The organism is Micromonospora sp. WMMD961, from assembly GCF_029626145.1.
In the GTDB taxonomy this organism is placed as follows: Bacteria; Actinomycetota; Actinomycetes; order Mycobacteriales; family Micromonosporaceae; genus Micromonospora.
In genome coordinates, this window is the sequence record NZ_JARUBJ010000002.1 from 682,607 (window position 1) to 702,055 (window position 19,449).

Here is a 19,449-nt window from a genome sequence, read left to right on the forward strand (position 1 = left end):
GCTCCGGGACGGGATGTTATCGCCTCACCCACGCCCCGGCAGGGCGCCGACGGCCAGCCATTGTGATCTTGGTACCACCTTGTAGGTTGTACGCGATACCTGTGGCCTGTTCTCGGAAGGGGAGGTGGCCGTGACCGAATGGGAGCCGGCCACGGAGGCCGAGGTGGCGATGCGCGACGCGCTGCACGCCAACGACCAGGAGCTCTACTTCCGGCTTCTGTCCCGCACCGACCTGCTGTTGCCGGTCTCCGCCCCGACGCAGCCCGGCCAGCCACCCGCCGGCTGGGGCACCTGGACCACCGGCGGTCGGACGCACGTCCTGGCCTTCACCTCCTCCACCGCGCTGCGGGCGTGTCTTGGCGATCATCCGGGCAGCAACCGACGCGTCCCCTTCGCCGACCTCGCGGTCGGCTGGCCCAACCAGGAGTGGTGGCTCGCCGTCAACCCCGGCCTGCCGGTCGAGGGTTACCTGCCGGCCTGGTTCGTGGCTCAACTCTCCAGGGGGGACGTGCGGCTGCCCGGCCGCACCATGGGTGCCCGCGCCCGTCTGGAACGGGCGGAGACCCTCGCGCGCACCCGGACCGGGCCTTCCGGCCGGGGCGCGACGCCGGCCGCTGGTCGACAGTCGGCGACTGGTGCGTCGTCGTTCGGCGCGGACGCGACAGTGCTGGCTCCGACTCCGCCGCCGCCGGTTCCGCCTGCCCCCGTTCCCCCTGCCCCCGTCCCGCCTCCCCCCGTTCCGCTCGCCCCGGTCCCGCCAGCTCCGGTTCCTCCTCGAGGGCCCGCGTGGGATGCGCAGCCCCGGGTGGGTGCTTCCGCGGTGCCGGGCCCGGCGTCCCGCACCCCTACCCCCACCGAGCCGTCGCGCCGACCCGGGGCGGAGGACCTGCCCGCCGGTCAGCGCCAACCGACCGAGCCGCCGCGACCCGGCGCCCTGCCCCGCAGCGGCCGGCCGTCCCGGTTCGCACCGTTGACGCCCGCCGACCATCCTGGCACCGACCAGCCGAGGCCCGGTGTGGGCTGGCCCGCAGCGGACCGCTCGGGCGACGACGGCCCGGCCGGCGGCAACGGCAACGGTGGCCACCAGGGTGCCCGCCGTTCCTTCTTCGAACCCAGCACTCGTGTGCCCGACCCGAGCACGGGCGGAGGTCGTGCCGGTGACCGGGCGGCCCCGCCGACGCGGTTCGGGCGAGGCAGCCAACCCTTCCCGCGTCGCCGCCCGGCCGATGCGCCGGCCGACGAGACCGCGACCCGGGCCTTCCCGATGGGTGATCCGGACGCCACCAGGCCGTTCCGGCAGCCGGCGGCCGACCTCGGTGCGTCCCGGGGCGTACGCGCACCGACACCCGGTGAGGAGGTCACCCAGCCGCTGCCTCCACGCCGGCACGACCTGCCGGGGGAGGAGCCCACCCGCGCCTTCCGGATGACCGGTGAACCGCCGCTGCCCCGGGCGTCGGAGCGGCCCAGCCCTCCGTCCGAGGAGACCCAGGCGATCCCCCGCGACCGGCCGAGCCCGTACGCGCAGGTGGAGGAGCTGTCGACGTCGGCTGCGGAGCCGGTGTCCGGCCCGCCCGCGCCGCGCCGCGGCTTCACGCCCATCGTCATCGAGGGCACCATCATCGAGTCCCGCGACCTCGCCGGCCCGGTCGACAGCAGCGGTCCGGCCGCCACTGCCAACCGGCCCAGCAGCTCGCCCGATGCCGCACCGCCGCCGTTCGGCTCGACATCCTCCGAGCCGAGCATGTTCGGCCCGCCGTCGTTCAGCCCGACGCAGCCGGTGCCGAGCCCGTCCACGCCGCGTCCGACCGTTCCGACGGAGGCCACCGGTGCCCGCGTCGACAGCCCGGTCGGTGCTGGTCACGCCGACATCGGCGGCCCGTCGGTCGGTCTGGCGAGCACCGATCTGCCCGCTGGTGGCGAGAGCCGCAGCGCGGACGCCGAGAGGCTGATCCCGCTGGCCGACGACCCGGCGGCGGCCGAGTTCGAGCCGGCCAACACGGTCGAGGAGGACCTGCTCGGCGCCGCCGGCTCCGGCAGCACCGACACGTTCCTGTCCACCCTGCTGCTGGCCCGGGTCCTGCTGCCGGCGGCACCGGAGTCGCTGCGCGGAAGCCGCCCCGGGGATGCGGGCTTCGTCTGGCGTACGGCGCAGCTCGACGGCGAGACGTACGTGGTGGTCTACACGTCCCCGGAGCGTCTCGCCGACCACTTCGAGGGTGACGTCGACACGGTCCGGGTGAAGTTCGCCCAACTGATCCGGCGCTGGCCGGACGAGGACTGGTCGTTCGCCGTCAACCCGGGCACACCTGTCGGTGCCAAGCTGCCCGGTGAGCAGATCGTCGCGTTGGCCAACTGGGCCGCCGAGGTGGGGCTCGGCGACGACCTGGAGGTGGACCCGGAGGAAGCGCCGGTCGCGGCGGAGCCCACCGCCCGCCCCCGGTACGCCCCGGCGGCGGTCGACCCGACCCGACCGACGGTCATGCAGAAGGCGATCGCGCCCTCTCAGCTCGCCTACTACCTCGATCGTGGGTACGACCGGGTCTCCGGCTTCGTGCACCGGGCCGGTGAGTTGGCGCACCTGACCACGCCGGCGCAGCTGCACGACGCGCTCGGCCTCAGCTACCCCGGTTCGCCGTTCTCCCGGGACGCCGAGGAGATCTACGTGCTGCGCTGGCCGGCGCACCGGCCGAGCCTCTACCGGATTCCTTACGGCGGTCAGAACGAACCGGCGATGCGTGCCATGGAGGGCTGGGTCATCGAGCGTCCCCCGTTCCGGGGCAACGGCTTCGCCCCGGGCGAGAGCAGCGACGTGGTGGCAGAGTTCAAGGTGGACAGCGCGCGACTCCCGCACGGTGCGCAGCTCTGGCGGATCGGCACGGACGGCACCGAGCGGGTGGTGGCGGAACTCGACACCGACACGGTGCTCTGGCGACGGGTCGGTGAGGCGTGAAGCGCGACGGCTACGTGGCCCGTTGGCAGGGCCGGGAATACCAGGCCAGCCCGGACGGCGACAACATCCGCCTCTACCAGCCCGAGCCGGGCGAGGGCTTCGACGAGGTCCGCGCGGGCCGCTACGTCCGGGTGCTGCCGGCGAGTGAGATCGAGGACCTGGCGTACGTGCGGACCACCTGCACCTGGAAGGGGCAGCCGTTCATCGTGCTCGGCGAGCACGACGCCTGGCTGCGGGTGGAATACACCGGCGGCCGCTGGCCGGTGGCGGAGGCGATGCGGCTGGAGGTGTTCGACTTCGGTGTCTACCAGGGTTGGGCGCCGGCCGCCGAGGTCACCGACCTACGGGAGCAGCGGGTCTGAGGCGGTCAGGTCTTCGCCCACCGCAGGATCTCGCCGAGCACCAGATCGGGTGCTTCCAGGTGCGGGAAGTGCCCCACCCCGTCGAGCAGCCGCCACTCGTAGGGTGCGACGACGTAGCGGCCGGAGCCCAGCGCGGTGCGCGGCAGCGAGGCGACGTCCAGCGCGCCGTGCAGTTGCAGGGTCGGGGTGGACAGCGGCTTCTGCATCAGGCGGACGAACCGGTAGCCGTGCAGCCGTAGCAGCGAGCGGAACGCCCACCGGTATCCCTCCAGGGCGCAGAACGCGGCCTGCGGAATGCGCATGGCCTCCCGGCACCGCTCGGCGTACGCAGCGAAGTCCGGCCCGGCCACCCAACGCGGCCCGCCCCAGCGACGCAGGATCTCCGCGACGCCGGCCGCGCCGTCGCGGGTCAGCACGTGTTCGTAGCGGGGTAGCTGGAACTTCAACGCCGGTGTGGACGCGGCGAACTGCCCGCGCGGGTCGGCGAAGATGGCGGCGCGCAGTCGCAGCGGGTGCGGCGCACCCAGCACCACGAGTCGACGGACCAGCGACGGGTGGAACGAGGCCACCGTCCAGGCCACCATGCCGCCGAGGCCGCTGCCGACGATCGTCGCCGACCGTTCGCCGAGCGCACGGATCAGTCCGGCGATGTCGGCGGCGAGGGTGTAACCGTCGTACCCTCGGGGTGGTTTGTCGCTGGCGCCGTAACCGCGCAGGTCGACGGCGACCGCCCGGAACCCGGCGTCGGCGACCGCCGGCAGCATCTGGTGCCACGCCCACCAGTGCTCCGGGAAGCCGTGCAGGAAGAGCACCATCGGCCCGGTGCCGGCCTCGACCACATGGAACCGGGTGCCGTTGGCGCCGACGAAGCGGTGCGTCCACGGCCCCTCGGTGAGGACACGAGACTCGTCGACGGCTCCGCCGCGCTGGTCGGTCATGGCAGACAGCCTAGGACCCGGTTGCCGCCGACGACCCTGGTGGTCGCGTTGAACAGGGGAAAGCCCGGGTTTGACCCGGAGTGGTGCCAGGGTCCCGGCCGGACAGAGGGCGACGCCCGGGCAGGTGGCCTGCCCGGGCGTCGCTCTGTCTAGCGGGATCAGTGGTCAGCTGACCCGGATCTTCATCGAGGTGCCGTCCTGCTCCACAACCCTGATCTTGACACCGGCCGCGGGGAGCTTGACGCCGTGGTTCGGCAGCTCCTCGTAGAAGTACTTCTTGGTGTCGTCGAACAGCGGCTCGGCAGCCTGGCCACGGATGTACTGCGGCTGGCTGTTGAGGTGCAGGGTGAACGAGTCGGCCTTGTTCAGGCTGAACGGTGCGTCGTAAATCTGGACGCGGGCGCGCCACGGGGCACCGGTCAGGTTGTAGATCGGGCGCGGGTGCGCGTCGATGTACAGGTTGCGACCCTCACCCGGGTGACCACCCGGGTTGGTCGGCGAGGCCGGGGCGGTGTTGTTGTCCTCCCAGCGGGTGTTCCAGTACGAGATGAGCAGGCCCTCCTGGTACGCGTAGTGGTCCACCCAGTCCGGGCGGGTGTTCGCGTAGCCGAAGAAGTACGGGCCGGTCTTCAGGTACTTGTCGTAGGACACGTAGGACCGGTTGCCGGCGATGTAGAAGTTGTCGAACTCGTCGGTGTAAGTGGCACCGACGACCTCCCACTCGTCGAGCGCCCAACCCGCGTCGGTCTCGGCGCCGTCGCTGAACACGGTCTGACCGTCGGCGGTCACGGTGATCGCGTCACCGAAGAAGCCGCCCTCGGACACACCGCCGTCGGTGACGTAGTGCAGGCGAACCTGCGCCGTCTTGCCGGCGACCGAGGTCAGCGGGATGTTGATGTCAGCCCACGCGCCGTTGCTGGTGCCGGCTAGGGCCGGGCGGCCCGCGCCGTCGACGCCGATCGGCTGGCCGTTGACGGTGCCGTCCAGGTCGGTCCAGGTCTGGCCGCCGTCCGTCGACGCCTCAAAGTAGAGGTAGTCGTAGCCCGCCTCGATGGCGTACTTGCCCTTGAGCGACAGCGCCGCCGAGGACTTGCCGGTGAGGTCGAACGTCCTCGTCATGGTGCCGTCGAGGTTGTCCCTGTTGCCGGAGAAGTACTGTTTCGAGCCCTCGAACGGTGCGCCGTAGTTGAAGGTGTACTCCTTCTTGGGCAGCACCACCACGACGGCCTGGGCCTTCTTGGAGTTGTACTCCTGCGGGCCGAGCTCCAGGGTCTGCTTCTGACCGGCAACGACCACCTCGTAGTCGAGCCAGCCGAGCTGGAGCTTGTTCCAGGCACCGAGGTCGCCGCCCCGGTCGCCGATGCCGACGTCGTTCTTGGCGCCGAGCCGGCTCTGGGCCATCAGGGTCCAGTGCTCGTTGCTGTTGTCGGCGGGGCCGTAGTCGTCCGGCAGGCCCAGGTCGTGGCCGTACTCGTGGTAGAAGACGCTACGACCGCCGTTTTCCGGCTGGATGGTGTAGTCGCGGATCCAGACGCCGGTGTTGCCGATCTGGGTGCCGCCGATCGGGAAGTTCGGCGGGCCGACGGGCGAGCTGTTGTACGCCGACCAACGGTGGCTCCAGATCGCGTCCTCACCCTGCTGCGGGTCACCGTCGGCCTGGTCGCCGCCGGAGTGGACGATCTGGAAGTGGTCGATGTAGCCGTCCGACTCGTTGAAGTCGCCGTCACCGTCGTAGTCGAAGCGGTCCCACTGGTCGAAGGACTTCATCTCCGCGGCGATCTGCTCGTCCGTCCGGCCCTTGGCCTTCTGGTCGGCGACCCACTGGTTCGCGGCGTCGCGGATCAGTGCCCAGGTGTTCGAGCAGACGCTGTCGCCGCAGACGGCGGGGTCGCCGGTCGGGTCGTCGTCGGCCTTCGGGTCGTCGGAGCGACCGTAGCGAGCCTCGTTGTACCGGACCTTGACCCAGTCGGTCACCTCACCCTCGACGGTGTAGCGACCCGAGGACTGCGCCTCGTAGTACTGCTTGAGCGACTCGTCGCCCGGGTTGGTGCCGAAGTACAGCTGACGGAAGTGCTCCGGGCTGAAATCCGGCTGCCAGATGGTGGAGTTGTCCACGGCCCGGTTGGGCTCAGGGATCTTGTTGTGCAGCGGCCCGTCGAACGTCGCCGGTCCGGCGATGTCCGCGTTCAGGTCCTTGTCCGGGTAGGACGGGTGCCGCTCGTCACCGAACTCGGCCAGGATCACGAAGATCTTGTCGGTCCGCTCACGCTTGAGCTCGACGTACTGGTCCCTGGTCTCCTGGCCGCCGCCGGCGGCGGAGCGCGCCTTGGCGTTGGTGGCCGTCTTGCCGACCTGGCCGACCTTGACGACCGTGCTGCCGTTGCGCTCGATCGGCTTGCTGCGCCCGCTCAGCACGTCGGCGAGACCCTGCTCACGCAGCTCGCGGCGCTTGTCCTCGAGCTTGTCGGGGAGCTCATCCTTCAGCGCCTGTGGTTCGGCAGCGGCCGGTGCTGCTGCCGGCAGTTTGGGCTGCGGGGCCGCCGAGGCGGACGGGCCGAACGCCAGGCCAGTCGCCGTCAGTGAGAGCCCGAGCAGACCCACTGCGACTTTGCGCACGTGGTACCTCCGGTGTGAGGGAACCGGCCCAACGGGGGTACGGGCCGGTGGGAGATCGATCCCACTAGTGGGACCAATGGTGAACATAGACACTGCCGGTACGGGTGGGAAGACAGACGCGTCGATTTGTTGCAAGATTTTGTTGGGAATGCTTTTCACCGTCACACACCAGGTCTTCATCAGCCACGCTGACCAGCGACGATTGGCTCGGTCCCGTATACAGCGACCGATTTCGATCAATGTGATCGAGGAACGACAGTGGGGCCGGCGACGTCTCCGTCACCGGCCCCACCGTCAGTTGTCGAACCGGGAAAACCGTTACTTCTTCGCCGGGGTGACGAAGATCGTGGCGGACGAGTTGTCCTTCGCCGCCTTCTTGATGGTGAGCGAGACGCCGTAGTTCACGTCCTGGTCGCCCGGGTTACCGGTGCCCAGCACGATCGCCCCGCCGCCCAGGGTCACGCCGTAGAACTCCGGCGCCGGGCTACCGTCCGGGTTGGTGACCCGGGTGGTGTATGGCGCGTTGCCGCGCGACGGCAGGACCACCGACGCGTCGTTGTCCCGGGCGTAGGCAGCACCATCGCGCATCTCGATGCCCGGGTACCAACCCTTGGCGTCGGTGAACGACTTCACCGGCGGCAACCCCTTGAACTTCGTGCAGTACGCGCTGTACGGCTCGTCCGCCGCCTCCAGGCACTCCGTGAAGGGGTACGTCCGCTGCAACGAGAACGCCGCGTTCGACGACTGCGGGCGGCTGGGTAGGTTGTCCGTCACCGACGGGTCCTTCACCGCCGCCTCGCCGGTGCGGCGCAGCGGGTCGAAGTGCGAGTCGACGATGAGCAACCCGCCCTTCGCGCCGTAGCTCGGCAGCGCGGTCATCTGCCCGGTGACGTGGTTGACGTCGCCGAGCGCGGTGTCCCGGTACCAGACCAGCATGCCCGGGGCGTTGTAGGAGATCCGGTCGACCTTCCACGCCTCGTGCGAGTAGATGGTGTCGTAGGCGTACTGCAGGCCCTTGTCGAAGCCGTCGAAGTTGCGCCACTCCGCCAGGTAGTACTGCGCGTGCACCTCGGTGCCGGTGGAGACCTTCCAGCCCTCGCCGGTGGTGTCGACGAAGGTGCCGCCGGTGGCCGTCCAGCCGTTGTCGCCACCCTCGACGTCGTCACTCCAGGTGGTCGCGCCGCCGCCGGTGACCGAGAAGTCGTCGACGAACCAGTTGCGCTCCTCGAACGCCTCGTCGGTGGCCAGGCGCAGCCGCACCTGCACGGTCGTACCGGCGTACGCCGACAGGTCGACGTAGTCGTGCCGCCAGCCGTGGGTGTCACCGGTCAGGCCGTACTTCTTGCCACCGAAGTCGGTCATCCGGCCGTTCGGGTCACCGTAACCGTCCGGCGTGGTGACCACGGTGCCGGACTCGTCGTACACCTTCTGCTCGGTCCAGGTCGTGCCGCCGTCGGTGGAGAGCTCGACGAAGCCGTAGTCCCAGTCCTCCTCGATGATGTAGTTGTTCCACATCCAGAACTTCGAGTCCGCTGCCGCCGGCACGTCGACCGAGCGGCTCAGCTTGACGTCCGCCCACTCCTGGTCGTTGTTGCTGTGCCACATCTTGGTGCCGCTGTGCGGCGTGGCCAGCGTCGTCACCTTGTCCGGCAGGTCGACCTTGATGCCGTCCTCTGCGTCGATCGGGGTTCGGGACGTCTGGCCGAGTTTCACCTCGCGCGGGTTCGAGCCGGGCCGGATGGTCAGCGGGTCGGCCCAGCCGAGCACCCACTTGTCCCAGATGCCCATGTGCGTCGGCAGCGCCTGGAAGATCTCACCCGAGTGTGAGCCCGAGGCCATCAGGTCCCAGAAGTCCACGTCGGAGTCGGCGTTGCCGGACGTGTCGTAGAGGTCCGGCAGGCCCAGGTCGTGACCGAACTCGTGGGCGAAGACACCGACACCGGCGTCCTCCGGCTGCACGATGTAGTTCGACGCCTTGAGGTTGGTGCCCGGGATGGTGTAGCCGCCGGCGATCGTGGAGGAGTGCGCCCAGACGGCGTACACACCCTGGTCGCCGCCGCCGCGCGACTTGCCCTGCCCGGCGTGCACCAGCACGAGGTGGTCGATCACGCCGTCCGGCTCGAAGACGTTGCCGTCACCGTCGCGGTCGGCCTGGTCCTCGATGTCGTAGTCGGCCCAGGGGAAGGTCGGGTCCTTCGCGGCGAGCGCGTCGATCGCGTCGGTCGCCAGGCGGCCCGCGCCGGCCGGGTTGTCCGGGTGGCCGTTCATCGACTGCTCACGGCCCGGCACCCAGGCGCCGGTCTCGTCCTGGAAGCAGCGGTTGGCCGCGTACCAGCCCTCCGAGTGCGGCACGGTGATCCACGGGCTGGCCTGCCCGTCCACCGTGTACGCGTTCTTGGACATCTCCAGGTACATGTTGTGCATCGTGCGACCGGACAGGTCGATGCCCTTCTTGCCGTCCGGGCCCTTCAGGTCGGTGCGGACCCGCTCGGTGATGCCCTTCTTGCTGTAGAGCATCTTGTTGTAGTGCTGCGGCGAGAAGTCCGGCACCCACATCGAGTTGTTGTCCTCGTGGGGCAGGCGCGCCGGGTCCGGGATCTTGTTGTGCTTCGGGCCGTTCTGGACGGTGCCAGGGACGCAGGTCCGGTCCTCGAACACCGTCTTGGGGACCATCACGCCAGTGAAGTCGTCGTTGGCCTTGTCGTTGAACTCGACGAGCAGCGTGAGCAACTTCGCCGTCTGCGTGGTCGGCGCCTTCTTGAACTTGCGGGGGTTCTGGCCCGTCTTGAGTGACTTGGCCTCGGCCTTGGCCAGTGCCCGCGCCGCCACCGGGTTGCCCCGGGCGTGCTTGCGGTCGAACGCGCGCGCCGACTCGGCGGCAGGGGTATAGACGCCACCCATGCCCTTGACCTCACGACCGGTGGTGTCCGGCTGCACCTCGGGCTCGGCGTAGTTGATGTAGTGCTCGTCGGCCCCGATCACCGCCCTGGGGGTGGGGGACGACGACTGGGCGGCCGCGCTGCCGGTCACGGTCAGTGACGTGGCCGCGAGGGCGATGACGGGCAGCGCGACGAGTAGTCGTCGGCGCGACCCTGGACGGGAGTTTCTGTTCATGCCACTCCGTTTCTCGGGCAGAGGACGTCGGTGGGGCCCGTGCGCCGGGACGCGACGGGACCGTCCGACGAGCGTGAAACTAGATGACGAGAAAGCCGCACGGCAGGATCGTGATCGATGCGTTACCCGTTCGGTGGGAGCGCCGCTCGTCGTACCTCCACACAAGACAACGGTGGGTGACGGTCCGTCCGGACCGCCACCCACCGCAGGGGTACGTCTACTCGTCAGTCCTCGTCGGACTTCGCGCCGCTCATCCCGGAGGAGATCAGGTCCATCACCGAGGAGTCCTGCAACGTCGTCACGTCGCCCAGCGACCGGTTCTCCGCCACGTCCCGCAACAACCGGCGCATGATCTTGCCCGAGCGGGTCTTCGGCAGCTCCGGCACCAGCATGATCTGGCGCGGCTTGGCGATCGGCCCGAGCGTCTTCGACACGTGGTTGCGCAGGTCGGCGATGAGCTGCTCACCTGCGTCGCCACTGATGTCCGTGCTGCCCCGCGGAATGGCGAACGCGACGATCGCCTGACCGGTCGTCGGGTCGGTCGCGCCCACGACCGCCGCCTCGGCCACCGACGGGTGCGACACCAGCGCCGACTCCACCTCGGTCGTCGAGATGTTGTGCCCGGACACCAGCATCACGTCGTCCACCCGGCCGAGCAGCCAGATGTGCCCGTCGTCGTCCTTCTTCGCCCCGTCCCCGGCGAAGTACACCCACCCGCGGTGGCCTTCGGCCCCCGCCTCCCGCCCAGACTCGACGCCTCCGGCGCCTGCACCGAACCGTGACCAGTACGTCTCGATGAACCGGTCGTCGTCACCCCAGATGGTGCGCAGCATCGACGGCCACGGCTCACGCAGCACCAGGTAACCGCCGCCACCGTTCGGCACCGACTGCCCCTGGTCGTCCACCACGTCGGCCACGATGCCCGGCAGCGGGGCCATCGCCGAACCGGGCTTGGCCGCGGTGACCCCCGGCAACGGCGAGATCATGATGGCGCCCGTCTCGGTCTGCCACCAGGTGTCCACGACCGGCAGCTCGCCCCGGCCGATGTGCTGCCTGTACCAGATCCACGCCTCCGGGTTGATCGGCTCGCCGACGCTGCCCAGCAGGCGCAGCGACGACAGGTCGAAGCCGGCCGGGATGTCCTCGCCCCACTTCATCATCGTCCGGATCAGGGTGGGCGCGGTGTACAGGATGCTCACCCCGTACCTGTCGACGATCTCCCAGAACCGTCCCTTGTGCGGGGTGTCCGGGGTGCCCTCGTACATCACCTGGGTCGCGCCGTTGGAGAGCGGGCCGTACACGATGTACGAGTGCCCGGTGACCCAGCCGATGTCCGCGGTGCACCAGTAGACGTCCGTCTCCGGCTTGAGGTCGAAGACCGCGTGCGTCGTGTACGACGCCTGCGTGAGGTAGCCGCCGGTGGTGTGCAGGATGCCCTTCGGCCGGGCCGTGGTGCCGCTGGTGTAGAGGATGAACAGCGGGTGCTCGGAGTCGAACGGCTGCGCGGTGTGCTCGGCCGACGCGGTCTCCACCGTCTCGTGCCACCAGTGGTCCTTGTCCGACCACGCCACGTCCTCGCCGGTGCGGCGGACCACCAGCACGTGCTCGACCGACGGGCAGCTCGCGACCGCCTCGTCCACTGTCGGCTTCAGCGCCGACGGCTTGCCTCGCCGGTAACCACCATCCGCGGTGATGACCACCTTGGCGCTGGCGTCCTGGATCCGGTTGCTCAGTGAGTCGGCCGAGAAGCCACCGAAGACCACGCTGTGCGCGGCGCCGACCCGGGCGCACGCCAACATGGCCACCGCCGCCTCCGGGATCATCGGCAGGTAGATGGCCACCCGGTCACCGGCGGTGACCCCCAGGTCGGTGAGCGCGTTCGCCGCCCGGCAGGTCAGCTCGTGCAGGTCGGCGTACGTGATGGTGCGGGTGTCGCCCGGCTCGCCCTCCCAGTGGATCGCGACCTTGTCGCCGAGCCCCGCCTCGACGTGCCGGTCCAGGCAGTTGTACGCCACGTTGAGCTGGCCACCCACGAACCACTTCGCGAACGGCGGGTTCGACCAGTCGAGAACCTCGTCCCACTTCTTCGACCACGCCAGGCGATCGGCCTGCTTCGCCCAGAACGCGAGCCGGTCGGCCTCCGCCTCGGCGTACGCGTCGACGGTGACGTTGGCGTGCGCGGCGAGTTCGGCCGGCGGGGGGAACTGGCGCGTCTCGTTCAGCAGATTGGCCAATGCCTCGCTCATGCCGTGACTCCTCGTCGCTCGGGTGACCTGGGTCTCGCTGGGCACGAGGGTAGTCGGCAGGCCCTCGGCCAGCGAGGGCTGCCCGCCTCGTCGCGCCGAGCGGCCTTCGCCGCGCGCCCGGCGGTGGAGCACGGCGCCCGGGTGGTCCCGGTCGCGTTGTGGACGGGGGCGCCCCGCTGCGCCGGGACGGGTCGCTAGCGTGACGGGGTGACCACCGACCCGCTCGCGCCGCTGCTCGCGCTCGCCGACATCGCCTCCGCCGTCGAGCGGGCCCGCGCACGGTTCGACCAGGCGCTCGGGCACCGCGCGCTGCGTCGGCACGGTGGCCAGGTCGCGGCCGAGGTGAGCCTGCGCTCCGCGGTTGCCAGCGCCGCCCTGGAAGGGGCCGTGCACGAACGGGAGGCGGTCCGCGCCGGCACCGTCACCGACCCGGTGCTCCAGGGGGCGCTGCGGGTCGCCGGAGCGCTGCCCGGCCTGAGCGAACTCTGGCCCAAGGCCCCCCGGCAGGCGCTCGCGAAGCTGCACGTCCTCGCCGCCCGGGAGCTGGTGCCGGAGGCCGAGCTGGGCCGCCCGGTGGCCGACCCCGTGGTCGCCACCCGGCTGGACGGGCTGGCCGGGCTGGTCGCCGGTGGCACCAAGGTCTCCCCGCTGGTGCTCGCCGCCGTCGTGCACGGGGAGTTGTTGAACCTGCGCCCGTTCGCCGGGCCGTCCGGCGTGGTGGCCCGGGGCGCCGCCCGGCTGGTGCTGCTCGCCGGCGGCCTCGACCCGCGCGGCCTGCTCGCCGTCGACGTCGGGCATCGCGAGCGGGAGCCCGAGTACGTCGGCTCGGCGGGCGCGTTCGCCACCGGCACCCCGGACGGGCTGCGTTCCTGGCTACGCCACTACATGGCGGCCGTCGAGGTCGGCGCCGACCAGCTCACCGTCATCGGCGACGAGGTCCTCGCCGCCGCCTGAGCGGCGATCAGTCCCGCCGCGTCGCCCGGTTGACCTTGGCCTGCAGGGCCCGGCGGGCGATCGGCCCGAGATCGTCGACGATCTCCATGAGGAGTGCGAGCTGGTCGAGCGCGGCCATCGCCTGGTCGGCGCCCGCCGGGTCCACCCCGTCGTAGAGTTCCAGCCCGATGAACGCGGCCGAGACCGCGCGGGCCAGGCCGGGCACGTCGGCGACCTCGGCGAACGGAGAGCCGGCGAGGAGCCTGCGCAGGACGGCCTCGATCTCGTCCACCCACAGCTGGAGCGCTCCGGCGGTGGGAGCGGCCATGCGTTGGTCCGCCTGTGCCCCCGCCAACATCTGGGCCAGGAAGGTGACGTTGCCGAGTTGTCGTTCCTCCTCGTGCAGCGCCCGCCCGACCGCGAGCAGTTCGCGCAGCGACCCGGCCGAGGCCAGCCGTGCCGACCAGTGCTCGACCCGCGCGGCAGTGCTGGCCCGGCAGGCCGCCGCGAGCAGGTCGTCCACCGTGCCGAAGTGGTAGAAGACGAGCGCCTGGTTCACCCCGGCGGCGGCGCCGATGGTACGGGCGGAGACGCCGGCGATGCCGTGCTCGCGGATGGCGGCGATGGCACCGTCGAGGAGACGCTGCTTGGTGTCGGCCATTGCTCTCCTCTCGAACGGGCCGGATGCGGCGGTGCGATCATCGCATCGCTCACCAGTTGGGCCAGCCAGGTGGCTCCGGGCAGTCGTAGTGTCCAGCCGACGAACGCCCAGCCGAGGTGAAGGTGTTCGAGTCCGCGGGCGACTGCGGCCACCCCCCGTTCCGTGTGGCCGTCGCCGCCCACGTACTCCGCCCGCCACAGCACGTGCTCGTGCTCCCGGGCCGCCCGGATCCGCAACCCGACCGGATGCCGCCGGGCCAGCATGCGCCAGGTGGCCGCGCAGGGCCCGCAGTCGTGGTCCAGCCAGAGCACCGCCGGCGGCTCGGAGGGGTACGGCCGCCAGCGAGGCCACCAGTCGCGTACCTGCCTCCGGTAGGACCGCCAGGAGTCGCCGTACCGCGCCCGCAGGTCGTGTTGCTCGTGCGGCCCGGCCACCGCCGCGCCGAACGCTGCCGCCGACACCGCCGCGAGGACCAGGCTGACGCTCCGGGTGACCGCTGCCGTGAACAGCAGCAACACCACGGCGGTGAGCTGCATCGGGTTGGCCAGGTACGCGTACGGCCCGGTGGTGACCAGACGACGCGGCGGATCCCACGGGTACGGCGTGCCACTGCCCCGGGCGACGAACTCCACGACGGCGGCCACCGCCGGAGCGGCCATCAGCAGGGTCAGCTGCGCGACGACCAGCATCCCGGTGCGGTTCAGCTCGATCAGCCCGGCCCACGACCCGTCGCCCAGCTCGAAGGCCAGCGTGGGGAGGAACCAGAGCAGCATGGCGGCGAAGACTCCCACCTGGAGTGACGCCCGCGCGCCCAGGTGCCGGCGGTCGGCGCAGAACCGACCGAGCAGTTGGGCGGGCAACGCCACCACGATCAGCCCGACCACCTCCCCGACGAGCCAGTGCGGCCCGAGGTCGACCAGCGGGTGCAGCGCCGGCATCGCCACCGCGTCGACCCAGAGCAGCAGACCCAGCGCGATCGGCAGCGGCAGCACCCGGCGCAGCAGCACCGGCAGCGGACCCCAGAGGGCCGCCCAACCGATCCACAGGTCCACCGGCATCCCCCGGTACGCGCCGTCGACCGGAGCGAAGGCGTACCAGCCGGCCACGCGGGCGACCTCGTGCAGTGCGGCGATGCCGATCCCGGCGGTCAGGAATGCCAGCAGCCCCGCGGCCCGCACGGACCGGTTCCGCTCCCGGGCGCCGACGGCCAGCACCGCGGCCAGCGGCAGTGCCAGGCTCAGCCAGCGGGCGACCGTCACTCGAACGCCAGCATGTCGAGAAGGTGCCCGACGCCGGCGCCGAGCAGCACCTGCTGCACCGGGCCGAAGTACCAGGACGGGTCCAGGCCCCGCGTGTAGTCGACCCGGACCCTGACCTCGGTGTGCCCGGCGTCGACGGCCCGCCAGCTCAGCTCCGCGTGCTGCCAGGTGAACCAGCGCGCGGTGATGGAGCTGTCCTCGACGAAGCGGAAACCCACCCTTCCCGGTGCGACGCTCTCCACCTCGGCGAGGAGGTGGCCACCCGGCCCGTGCGCGCTGCCGTGGTAGCCGAACATCCACCGGTCGCCGACGTCGAGCCCGTCGCCGCTGACCTGCCCGGGAGTGGGCACGCCCAGGAGCCGCAGCGGCACCGACCGGACGTCGGCCGGGCGGGGGCCGGTGGCGAGACGCTCGGCCACCTGGTCCACCGGGAGCCCGACGACCCGGGTCACCTCGACCCTCTGCTCCGGGTCGACCCGGGGAGCGATGCCACTGCCCTCCAGGCCGGGCAGGAGCAGCAGGGGTACGGCCACCAGCGCGTACGGGCGGTTGGCGTCCCGCAGGGCGCGGATCAGCGCGGTGGTGCCGTGCGCCACCGCGTAGACCAGCGGGGCGGCCAGCAGAACGCAGATCGCACCCTCGTGCAGCGCCACCGACGCCATCAGCAGGGCCACCGTGGTGGCCGCGAAGACCTTGCCGTGGGCCGTCTGGCGGGGTGCCAGCGCGAGGGCGGCGGCCAGCAGCACCGGGAGCGCCACGAAGAGCACCGCGCTGTCCGCGCGGCCCTGGTTGACCACCCCGACGAAGAGGACCACCCCGAAGAGCGTGATCAGGCCGGCCAGCGTCCAGTGCGCACTCGTCCGGCGCGGTGCCGGTCCGTCGTCGTCCACCATGCGAATCTCCCCCGTCTTGAGCGGTCGCTCAAACGGAGCGTACGGCTATTTGAGCGAACGCTCAACCCCGTGGTCGGGCAGGGGAGGCATCCTGAATCGGATAGATGACACTCGACGTCGGGCGGAGTGGGGTCGACGGGCTGAATCAGGCCGGGGCGGTAGCCGCACGCGCCGCCGAACGGGCCTGGTCAGGTGATGGTCGAGCGTGGGCCGCTGGACTGGCCTGGTCAGGCGGTGGTCGTGGCCGTGCGGGTCCGACGGTGCCGGCCGTACCAGGCGATGCCGATGGCCACGCCCACACCGACGCCGAGCGCTGCCGCAGCCACCGGTACCGCGGGTCGCTCCCGCAGGCGGCGGCCCAGCGGGATCGGGTGCCGGAACTCCAGCACCGGCCACGCGTTCTCCGAAGCCAGCTTGCGCAGCTGCCGATCCGGGTTGACCACGCTCGGGTGGCCGACACACTCCAGCAAAGGACGATCGCTGTACGAGTCGGAGTAGGCGTACGAGTCGGCCAGGTCGTAGTCCCGGGCTGCCGCCAACTCGCTGACGGCCTCGACCTTGCTCGGGCCGGCCGCGTAGAACTCGACCTCACCGCTGTACCGGCCATCGCGAACCGTCATCCGGGTGGCGATCACGTCGGTGACCCCGAGCAACTCGCCGATCGGCCGGACCATCTCCTCGCCCGACGCCGACACCAGCACCACGTCCCGCCCCGCCGCTTGGTGCTCCTCGATCAGGGCGGCGGCCTCGGCGTACACGTAAGGGTTGATCAGCTCGTGCAGTGTCTCCGCGACGATCTGGCGGACCTGCTCCACCTGCCAGCCCTTGCAGAGCGCGGCCAGGTAGTCCCGTGTTCGGGCCATGGTCTGCTCGTCGGTGCCGCCCAGCCGGAACATCAGCTGCGCGTACGCCGACTTGACCACGTCACGCCGGGTGATCAGCCCGTCCCGGTAGAACGGCCGACCAAACGCCAGGGCGCTCGACTTGGCGATGACGGTCTTGTCCAGATCGAAGAAAGCGGCACTTCGGCCCACGGCGCGAAAGTCTAGCCGGATGGTCTATCGTCGGCGGGTGCCCGGGGTCAGGCCACCCCTCACACCTGCGGGCAAGCAGCACCATCTCCGCTCCGCGTGATCGCGCTCACACTCTGCGAGGAGATTTTCGCGGTGAGTGGAGCAGGCACCACTCGACGTGACGGGCGCGCTCAGGCAAACTTGTCCCTACGACGAGCTTTCACATAGCCGAAAACAGGCAGACGCTCGGCGGTTGCACCCCCCGTGACCGCTGAGTGGTTCGGCTCGACCCCCCCGGAGCCGAACCTTCGACGACCCCCGTCTCCCCCCGACGGGGGTCGTCCCTTTCTGGGAGCGCTACGCCGCCGCAGCTCACAGGTCATCCTCCGGCTCGTCTAGACCGTCTAGGGACGGTGTTTCTGCGGCCAGAGGCAGCAGAGAGGCAGCAGAGCCGTCGAATGCCTCCAGGACGCGGGCGGCGTAGTCGTCCGGGCTCGTCCGGAGATCGAGGACCCGAACCAGCCCGGTCGCGGTGTACTACTCGTTGAAGTTCCGCCGAGCGGTCAGGCACCTCACATGGTGGACAACATCTACTACGGGCGGGCCGACCGGGCGAAAATGCGGCTCAGTGACCATCTGGTCCGGTCGTCATGTCGGCACAGCAGAGAGCATCGGTCACTGCCGTTTCTTCCCGAACGAACTCGGCGGCCAGGTCCTCACCGAGCCCACGTTCGTCGGCTTCCAACCAGGCGCAGGAGTGATGAGCGACCAGGGCAGCGATGCGCTCGTTGAAGCGTTCACGACGGAGCCAGCGGCCACCATCGAGCGAGTGGAAGCCGGTGTCGACCAGGTCTGGGCTGTAACCCACGTCGTGTAGCCAGGCCGCCGCTACGAGTACCTCGCGATCCTCGCTCGGGACTGCCCCGCTGAGCCGGTCCGCCTTGGCGGCGACTGCCTGGACGTGACTCCACCGACGGGGTAGCTGCGTCTCCAGCAGGTGTCGCGCAACTTCCTGGGCGGTGTCGATGAGGGCGGCCATGACGCCAGGGTACGGAGCGACCACCTTGGCTCGCCATCCCGTGACCAGCAGACCGACGAGAGGAGGACGGCCGGCTGCCGTGTCTAGTCCCACCACATGCTTGACGGATCCGTCCCAGCACATGCTTGACGGCCTAGAAACCTCCCGCGGCTGCCGATGAAGCTCAACCCCGCCTAGCATCGCCTGATGAGTGGAGTGCCGCCAGTCCCCGTAACCATGCAGCAGGACTGCAACGGCCCTGCCGATGCCTGGCTACTTCCCCGATTGCAGATGCGGCTGCGACCGGTCGATGCGCCCATCCACACCCCGCAAGCGAAGCTGGGTGGCCAACCCGTATGGCTCGAGCCACCCACCTGGCCGCTGTCTCGCAGCCTGGGAACGCCCATGATGTTCGTCGGCCAGATCCCCATCCCCGGTGAACCAACGAGTCTCGCCTACCTGTTCGTCACCGACGATCCTCAGGGCGCCGCCGAGACTTTCGACGCTGAGGCCGGCGAGAACGCGCTCCTGGTTCAACCCGGCGGGCGTATCCCACCCTTCATCGTCGCGACCGACACGGCCACCGGTCCGTCCCTGTGGCGACGGGGCATGACATGGGACGAGCACGTAGGCGTCGAACTCGCGGTGGACCTGGTCCCGCCGGCTCCGGCAGCCGAGGCAGCTCTGGATGCGGATATCGAACGCCAAGAGGCCGAACGGGCAGGCGTACTGCTGGACCTCCCCGACACTGTCGATGCAGATGCCAGCGCGCTCCCGTCCTACAGCTACGTCGGCGGCAAGGCCCACCTATGGCAGGGCGACCTTCAGGGAGTACCGGCCGACTGGCGGTTCCACTTCCAGCTCGACGGCGGAGAAGGTCAAGGACCCGATGACCCCTACGCCCTCAACTTCGGCGGAGGAACCGGATACGGCTTCCTCTCTCCCGACCTCCGCGAAGGCCGCTTCTTCTGGGATTGCGTCTGACGCCCACGGCAACCCGACAACCGGTGCCCGGCGCGATCTTGTCAAGCATCTGGTGGGACGCGAGTGTCAAGCATGTCCCGTGACGGGACAGCCGGCCGGCTGCCGGCCCCGTTCAAAGTTTCTGTACGTCTTCAAGGCGGCCCGCAACGGGCCGCACGCGCCGCCGCCTGGGCGCGCGTCCGTCGCTCCGCTGGCGCTCCGACTCCGGCCACGCAGAACGCCCGGCGGCTGGCGCGGAGAGCGGGAAGCCCAGGGCCGCCGCAGACGGGGCGGGTGTGAGAGTGGTGAAGGTTCGCCGCCGGCAGCCGGCCGCGCCGCGCCCGAGCGACGCGGCGCAGGGAAGCGCACGCCGGGTCCGCGCGGCGGGGTCGCGGGTGGCGAACCGGTCGCGGTTACTGCGCCTCCGGCGGGGGCGCTCCGGCTCCAGGATGGTCGGGGCTCCGTCGGCGGGTCGCGGTCCGT

General features: G+C 70.6%; 13 protein-coding genes. 4 read left to right on the top strand and 9 right to left on the bottom strand.

Going from position 1 to position 19,449, the window contains the following annotated elements:
• The first annotated feature begins 130 nt into the window (after positions 1 to 130).
• Positions 131 to 2,950 (top strand): SseB family protein, encoded by a 2,820-nt coding sequence (locus O7614_RS03335; protein WP_278137020.1) that lies wholly within the window; start codon positions 131 to 133, stop codon positions 2,948 to 2,950.
• Positions 2,947 to 3,312: a hypothetical protein gene (locus tag O7614_RS03340; RefSeq protein ID WP_278137021.1), complete on the top strand. Its 366-nt coding sequence runs from the start codon at positions 2,947 to 2,949 to the stop codon at positions 3,310 to 3,312. Before O7614_RS03335 ends, O7614_RS03340 begins: the two co-directional genes overlap by 4 nt.
• A 5-nt stretch (positions 3,313 to 3,317) precedes the next feature.
• On the opposite strand, the gene O7614_RS03345 is transcribed toward O7614_RS03340, so the two are convergent.
• From O7614_RS03345 to acs, 4 genes are all read right to left on the bottom strand, one after another.
• Positions 3,318 to 4,250 carry an alpha/beta hydrolase gene (locus O7614_RS03345; protein WP_278137022.1) on the bottom strand — a complete coding sequence of 311 codons (933 nt, stop codon included), beginning with the start codon at positions 4,248 to 4,250 and terminating at the stop codon, positions 3,318 to 3,320.
• A gap of 165 nt (positions 4,251 to 4,415) precedes the next feature.
• The gene (locus O7614_RS03350) at positions 4,416 to 6,851 is read right to left on the bottom strand and encodes an immune inhibitor A domain-containing protein (protein ID WP_278142132.1); all 2,436 of its coding nucleotides are present in this window, start codon (positions 6,849 to 6,851) and stop codon (positions 4,416 to 4,418) included.
• 333 nt (positions 6,852 to 7,184) lie between these two features.
• On the bottom strand, positions 7,185 to 9,980 hold the full coding sequence (locus tag O7614_RS03355) for an immune inhibitor A domain-containing protein (RefSeq protein ID WP_278137023.1): 2,796 nt from the start codon (positions 9,978 to 9,980) through the stop codon (positions 7,185 to 7,187).
• Between the two features lie 224 nt (positions 9,981 to 10,204).
• The gene (gene acs, locus O7614_RS03360) at positions 10,205 to 12,226 is read right to left on the bottom strand and encodes an acetate--CoA ligase (RefSeq protein ID WP_278137024.1); all 2,022 of its coding nucleotides are present in this window, start codon (positions 12,224 to 12,226) and stop codon (positions 10,205 to 10,207) included.
• 207 nt (positions 12,227 to 12,433) lie between these two features.
• Here acs and O7614_RS03365 point away from each other — a divergent pair, with 207 nt between their 5' ends.
• Positions 12,434 to 13,180, top strand: coding sequence for an oxidoreductase (locus O7614_RS03365; RefSeq protein ID WP_278137025.1), 747 nt, complete (start codon positions 12,434 to 12,436; stop codon positions 13,178 to 13,180).
• A gap of 7 nt (positions 13,181 to 13,187) precedes the next feature.
• Here the strand turns inward: O7614_RS03365 and O7614_RS03370 are convergent, their stop codons facing one another.
• From O7614_RS03370 to O7614_RS03390, 5 genes are all read right to left on the bottom strand, one after another.
• On the bottom strand, positions 13,188 to 13,820 hold the full coding sequence (locus O7614_RS03370; RefSeq protein ID WP_278137026.1) for a TetR/AcrR family transcriptional regulator: 633 nt from the start codon (positions 13,818 to 13,820) through the stop codon (positions 13,188 to 13,190).
• On the bottom strand, positions 13,715 to 15,079 hold the full coding sequence (locus tag O7614_RS03375) for a methyltransferase (RefSeq protein ID WP_278137027.1): 1,365 nt from the start codon (positions 15,077 to 15,079) through the stop codon (positions 13,715 to 13,717). The genes O7614_RS03370 and O7614_RS03375 overlap by 106 nt, the downstream gene beginning before the upstream one ends.
• Complete coding sequence (locus O7614_RS03380) at positions 15,076 to 15,972, bottom strand: hypothetical protein (RefSeq protein ID WP_278137028.1); 897 nt, start codon at positions 15,970 to 15,972, stop codon at positions 15,076 to 15,078. The genes O7614_RS03375 and O7614_RS03380 overlap by 4 nt, the downstream gene beginning before the upstream one ends.
• A 227-nt stretch (positions 15,973 to 16,199) precedes the next feature.
• Entirely contained in the window at positions 16,200 to 17,006 is an 807-nt protein-coding gene (locus O7614_RS03385) for an HAD-IB family hydrolase (protein WP_278137029.1), read from the bottom strand.
• Positions 17,007 to 17,610: 604 nt separating this feature from the next.
• Entirely contained in the window at positions 17,611 to 18,024 is a 414-nt protein-coding gene (locus tag O7614_RS03390) for an HD domain-containing protein (RefSeq protein WP_278137030.1), read from the bottom strand.
• A gap of 186 nt (positions 18,025 to 18,210) precedes the next feature.
• Between O7614_RS03390 and O7614_RS03395 the strand changes: the two genes are divergently transcribed.
• Positions 18,211 to 18,987 carry a hypothetical protein gene (locus tag O7614_RS03395; RefSeq protein ID WP_278137031.1) on the top strand — a complete coding sequence of 259 codons (777 nt, stop codon included), beginning with the start codon at positions 18,211 to 18,213 and terminating at the stop codon, positions 18,985 to 18,987.
• Positions 18,988 to 19,449 lie beyond the last annotated feature (462 nt).

Bases quoted from the DNA above. Each gene is read 5' to 3' on its own strand.
- O7614_RS03395 (WP_278137031.1), top strand. From the start codon at position 18,211: ATGAGTGGAGTGCCGCCAGTCCCCGTAACCATGCAGCAGGACTGCAAC.
- O7614_RS03390 (WP_278137030.1), bottom strand. From the start codon at position 18,024: ATGGCCGCCCTCATCGACACCGCCCAGGAAGTTGCGCGACACCTGCTG.
- acs (WP_278137024.1), bottom strand. From the start codon at position 12,226: ATGAGCGAGGCATTGGCCAATCTGCTGAACGAGACGCGCCAGTTCCCC.
- O7614_RS03355 (WP_278137023.1), bottom strand. From the start codon at position 9,980: ATGAACAGAAACTCCCGTCCAGGGTCGCGCCGACGACTACTCGTCGCG.
- O7614_RS03345 (WP_278137022.1), bottom strand. From the start codon at position 4,250: ATGACCGACCAGCGCGGCGGAGCCGTCGACGAGTCTCGTGTCCTCACC.
- O7614_RS03380 (WP_278137028.1), bottom strand. From the start codon at position 15,972: ATGGTGGACGACGACGGACCGGCACCGCGCCGGACGAGTGCGCACTGG.
- O7614_RS03370 (WP_278137026.1), bottom strand. From the start codon at position 13,820: ATGGCCGACACCAAGCAGCGTCTCCTCGACGGTGCCATCGCCGCCATC.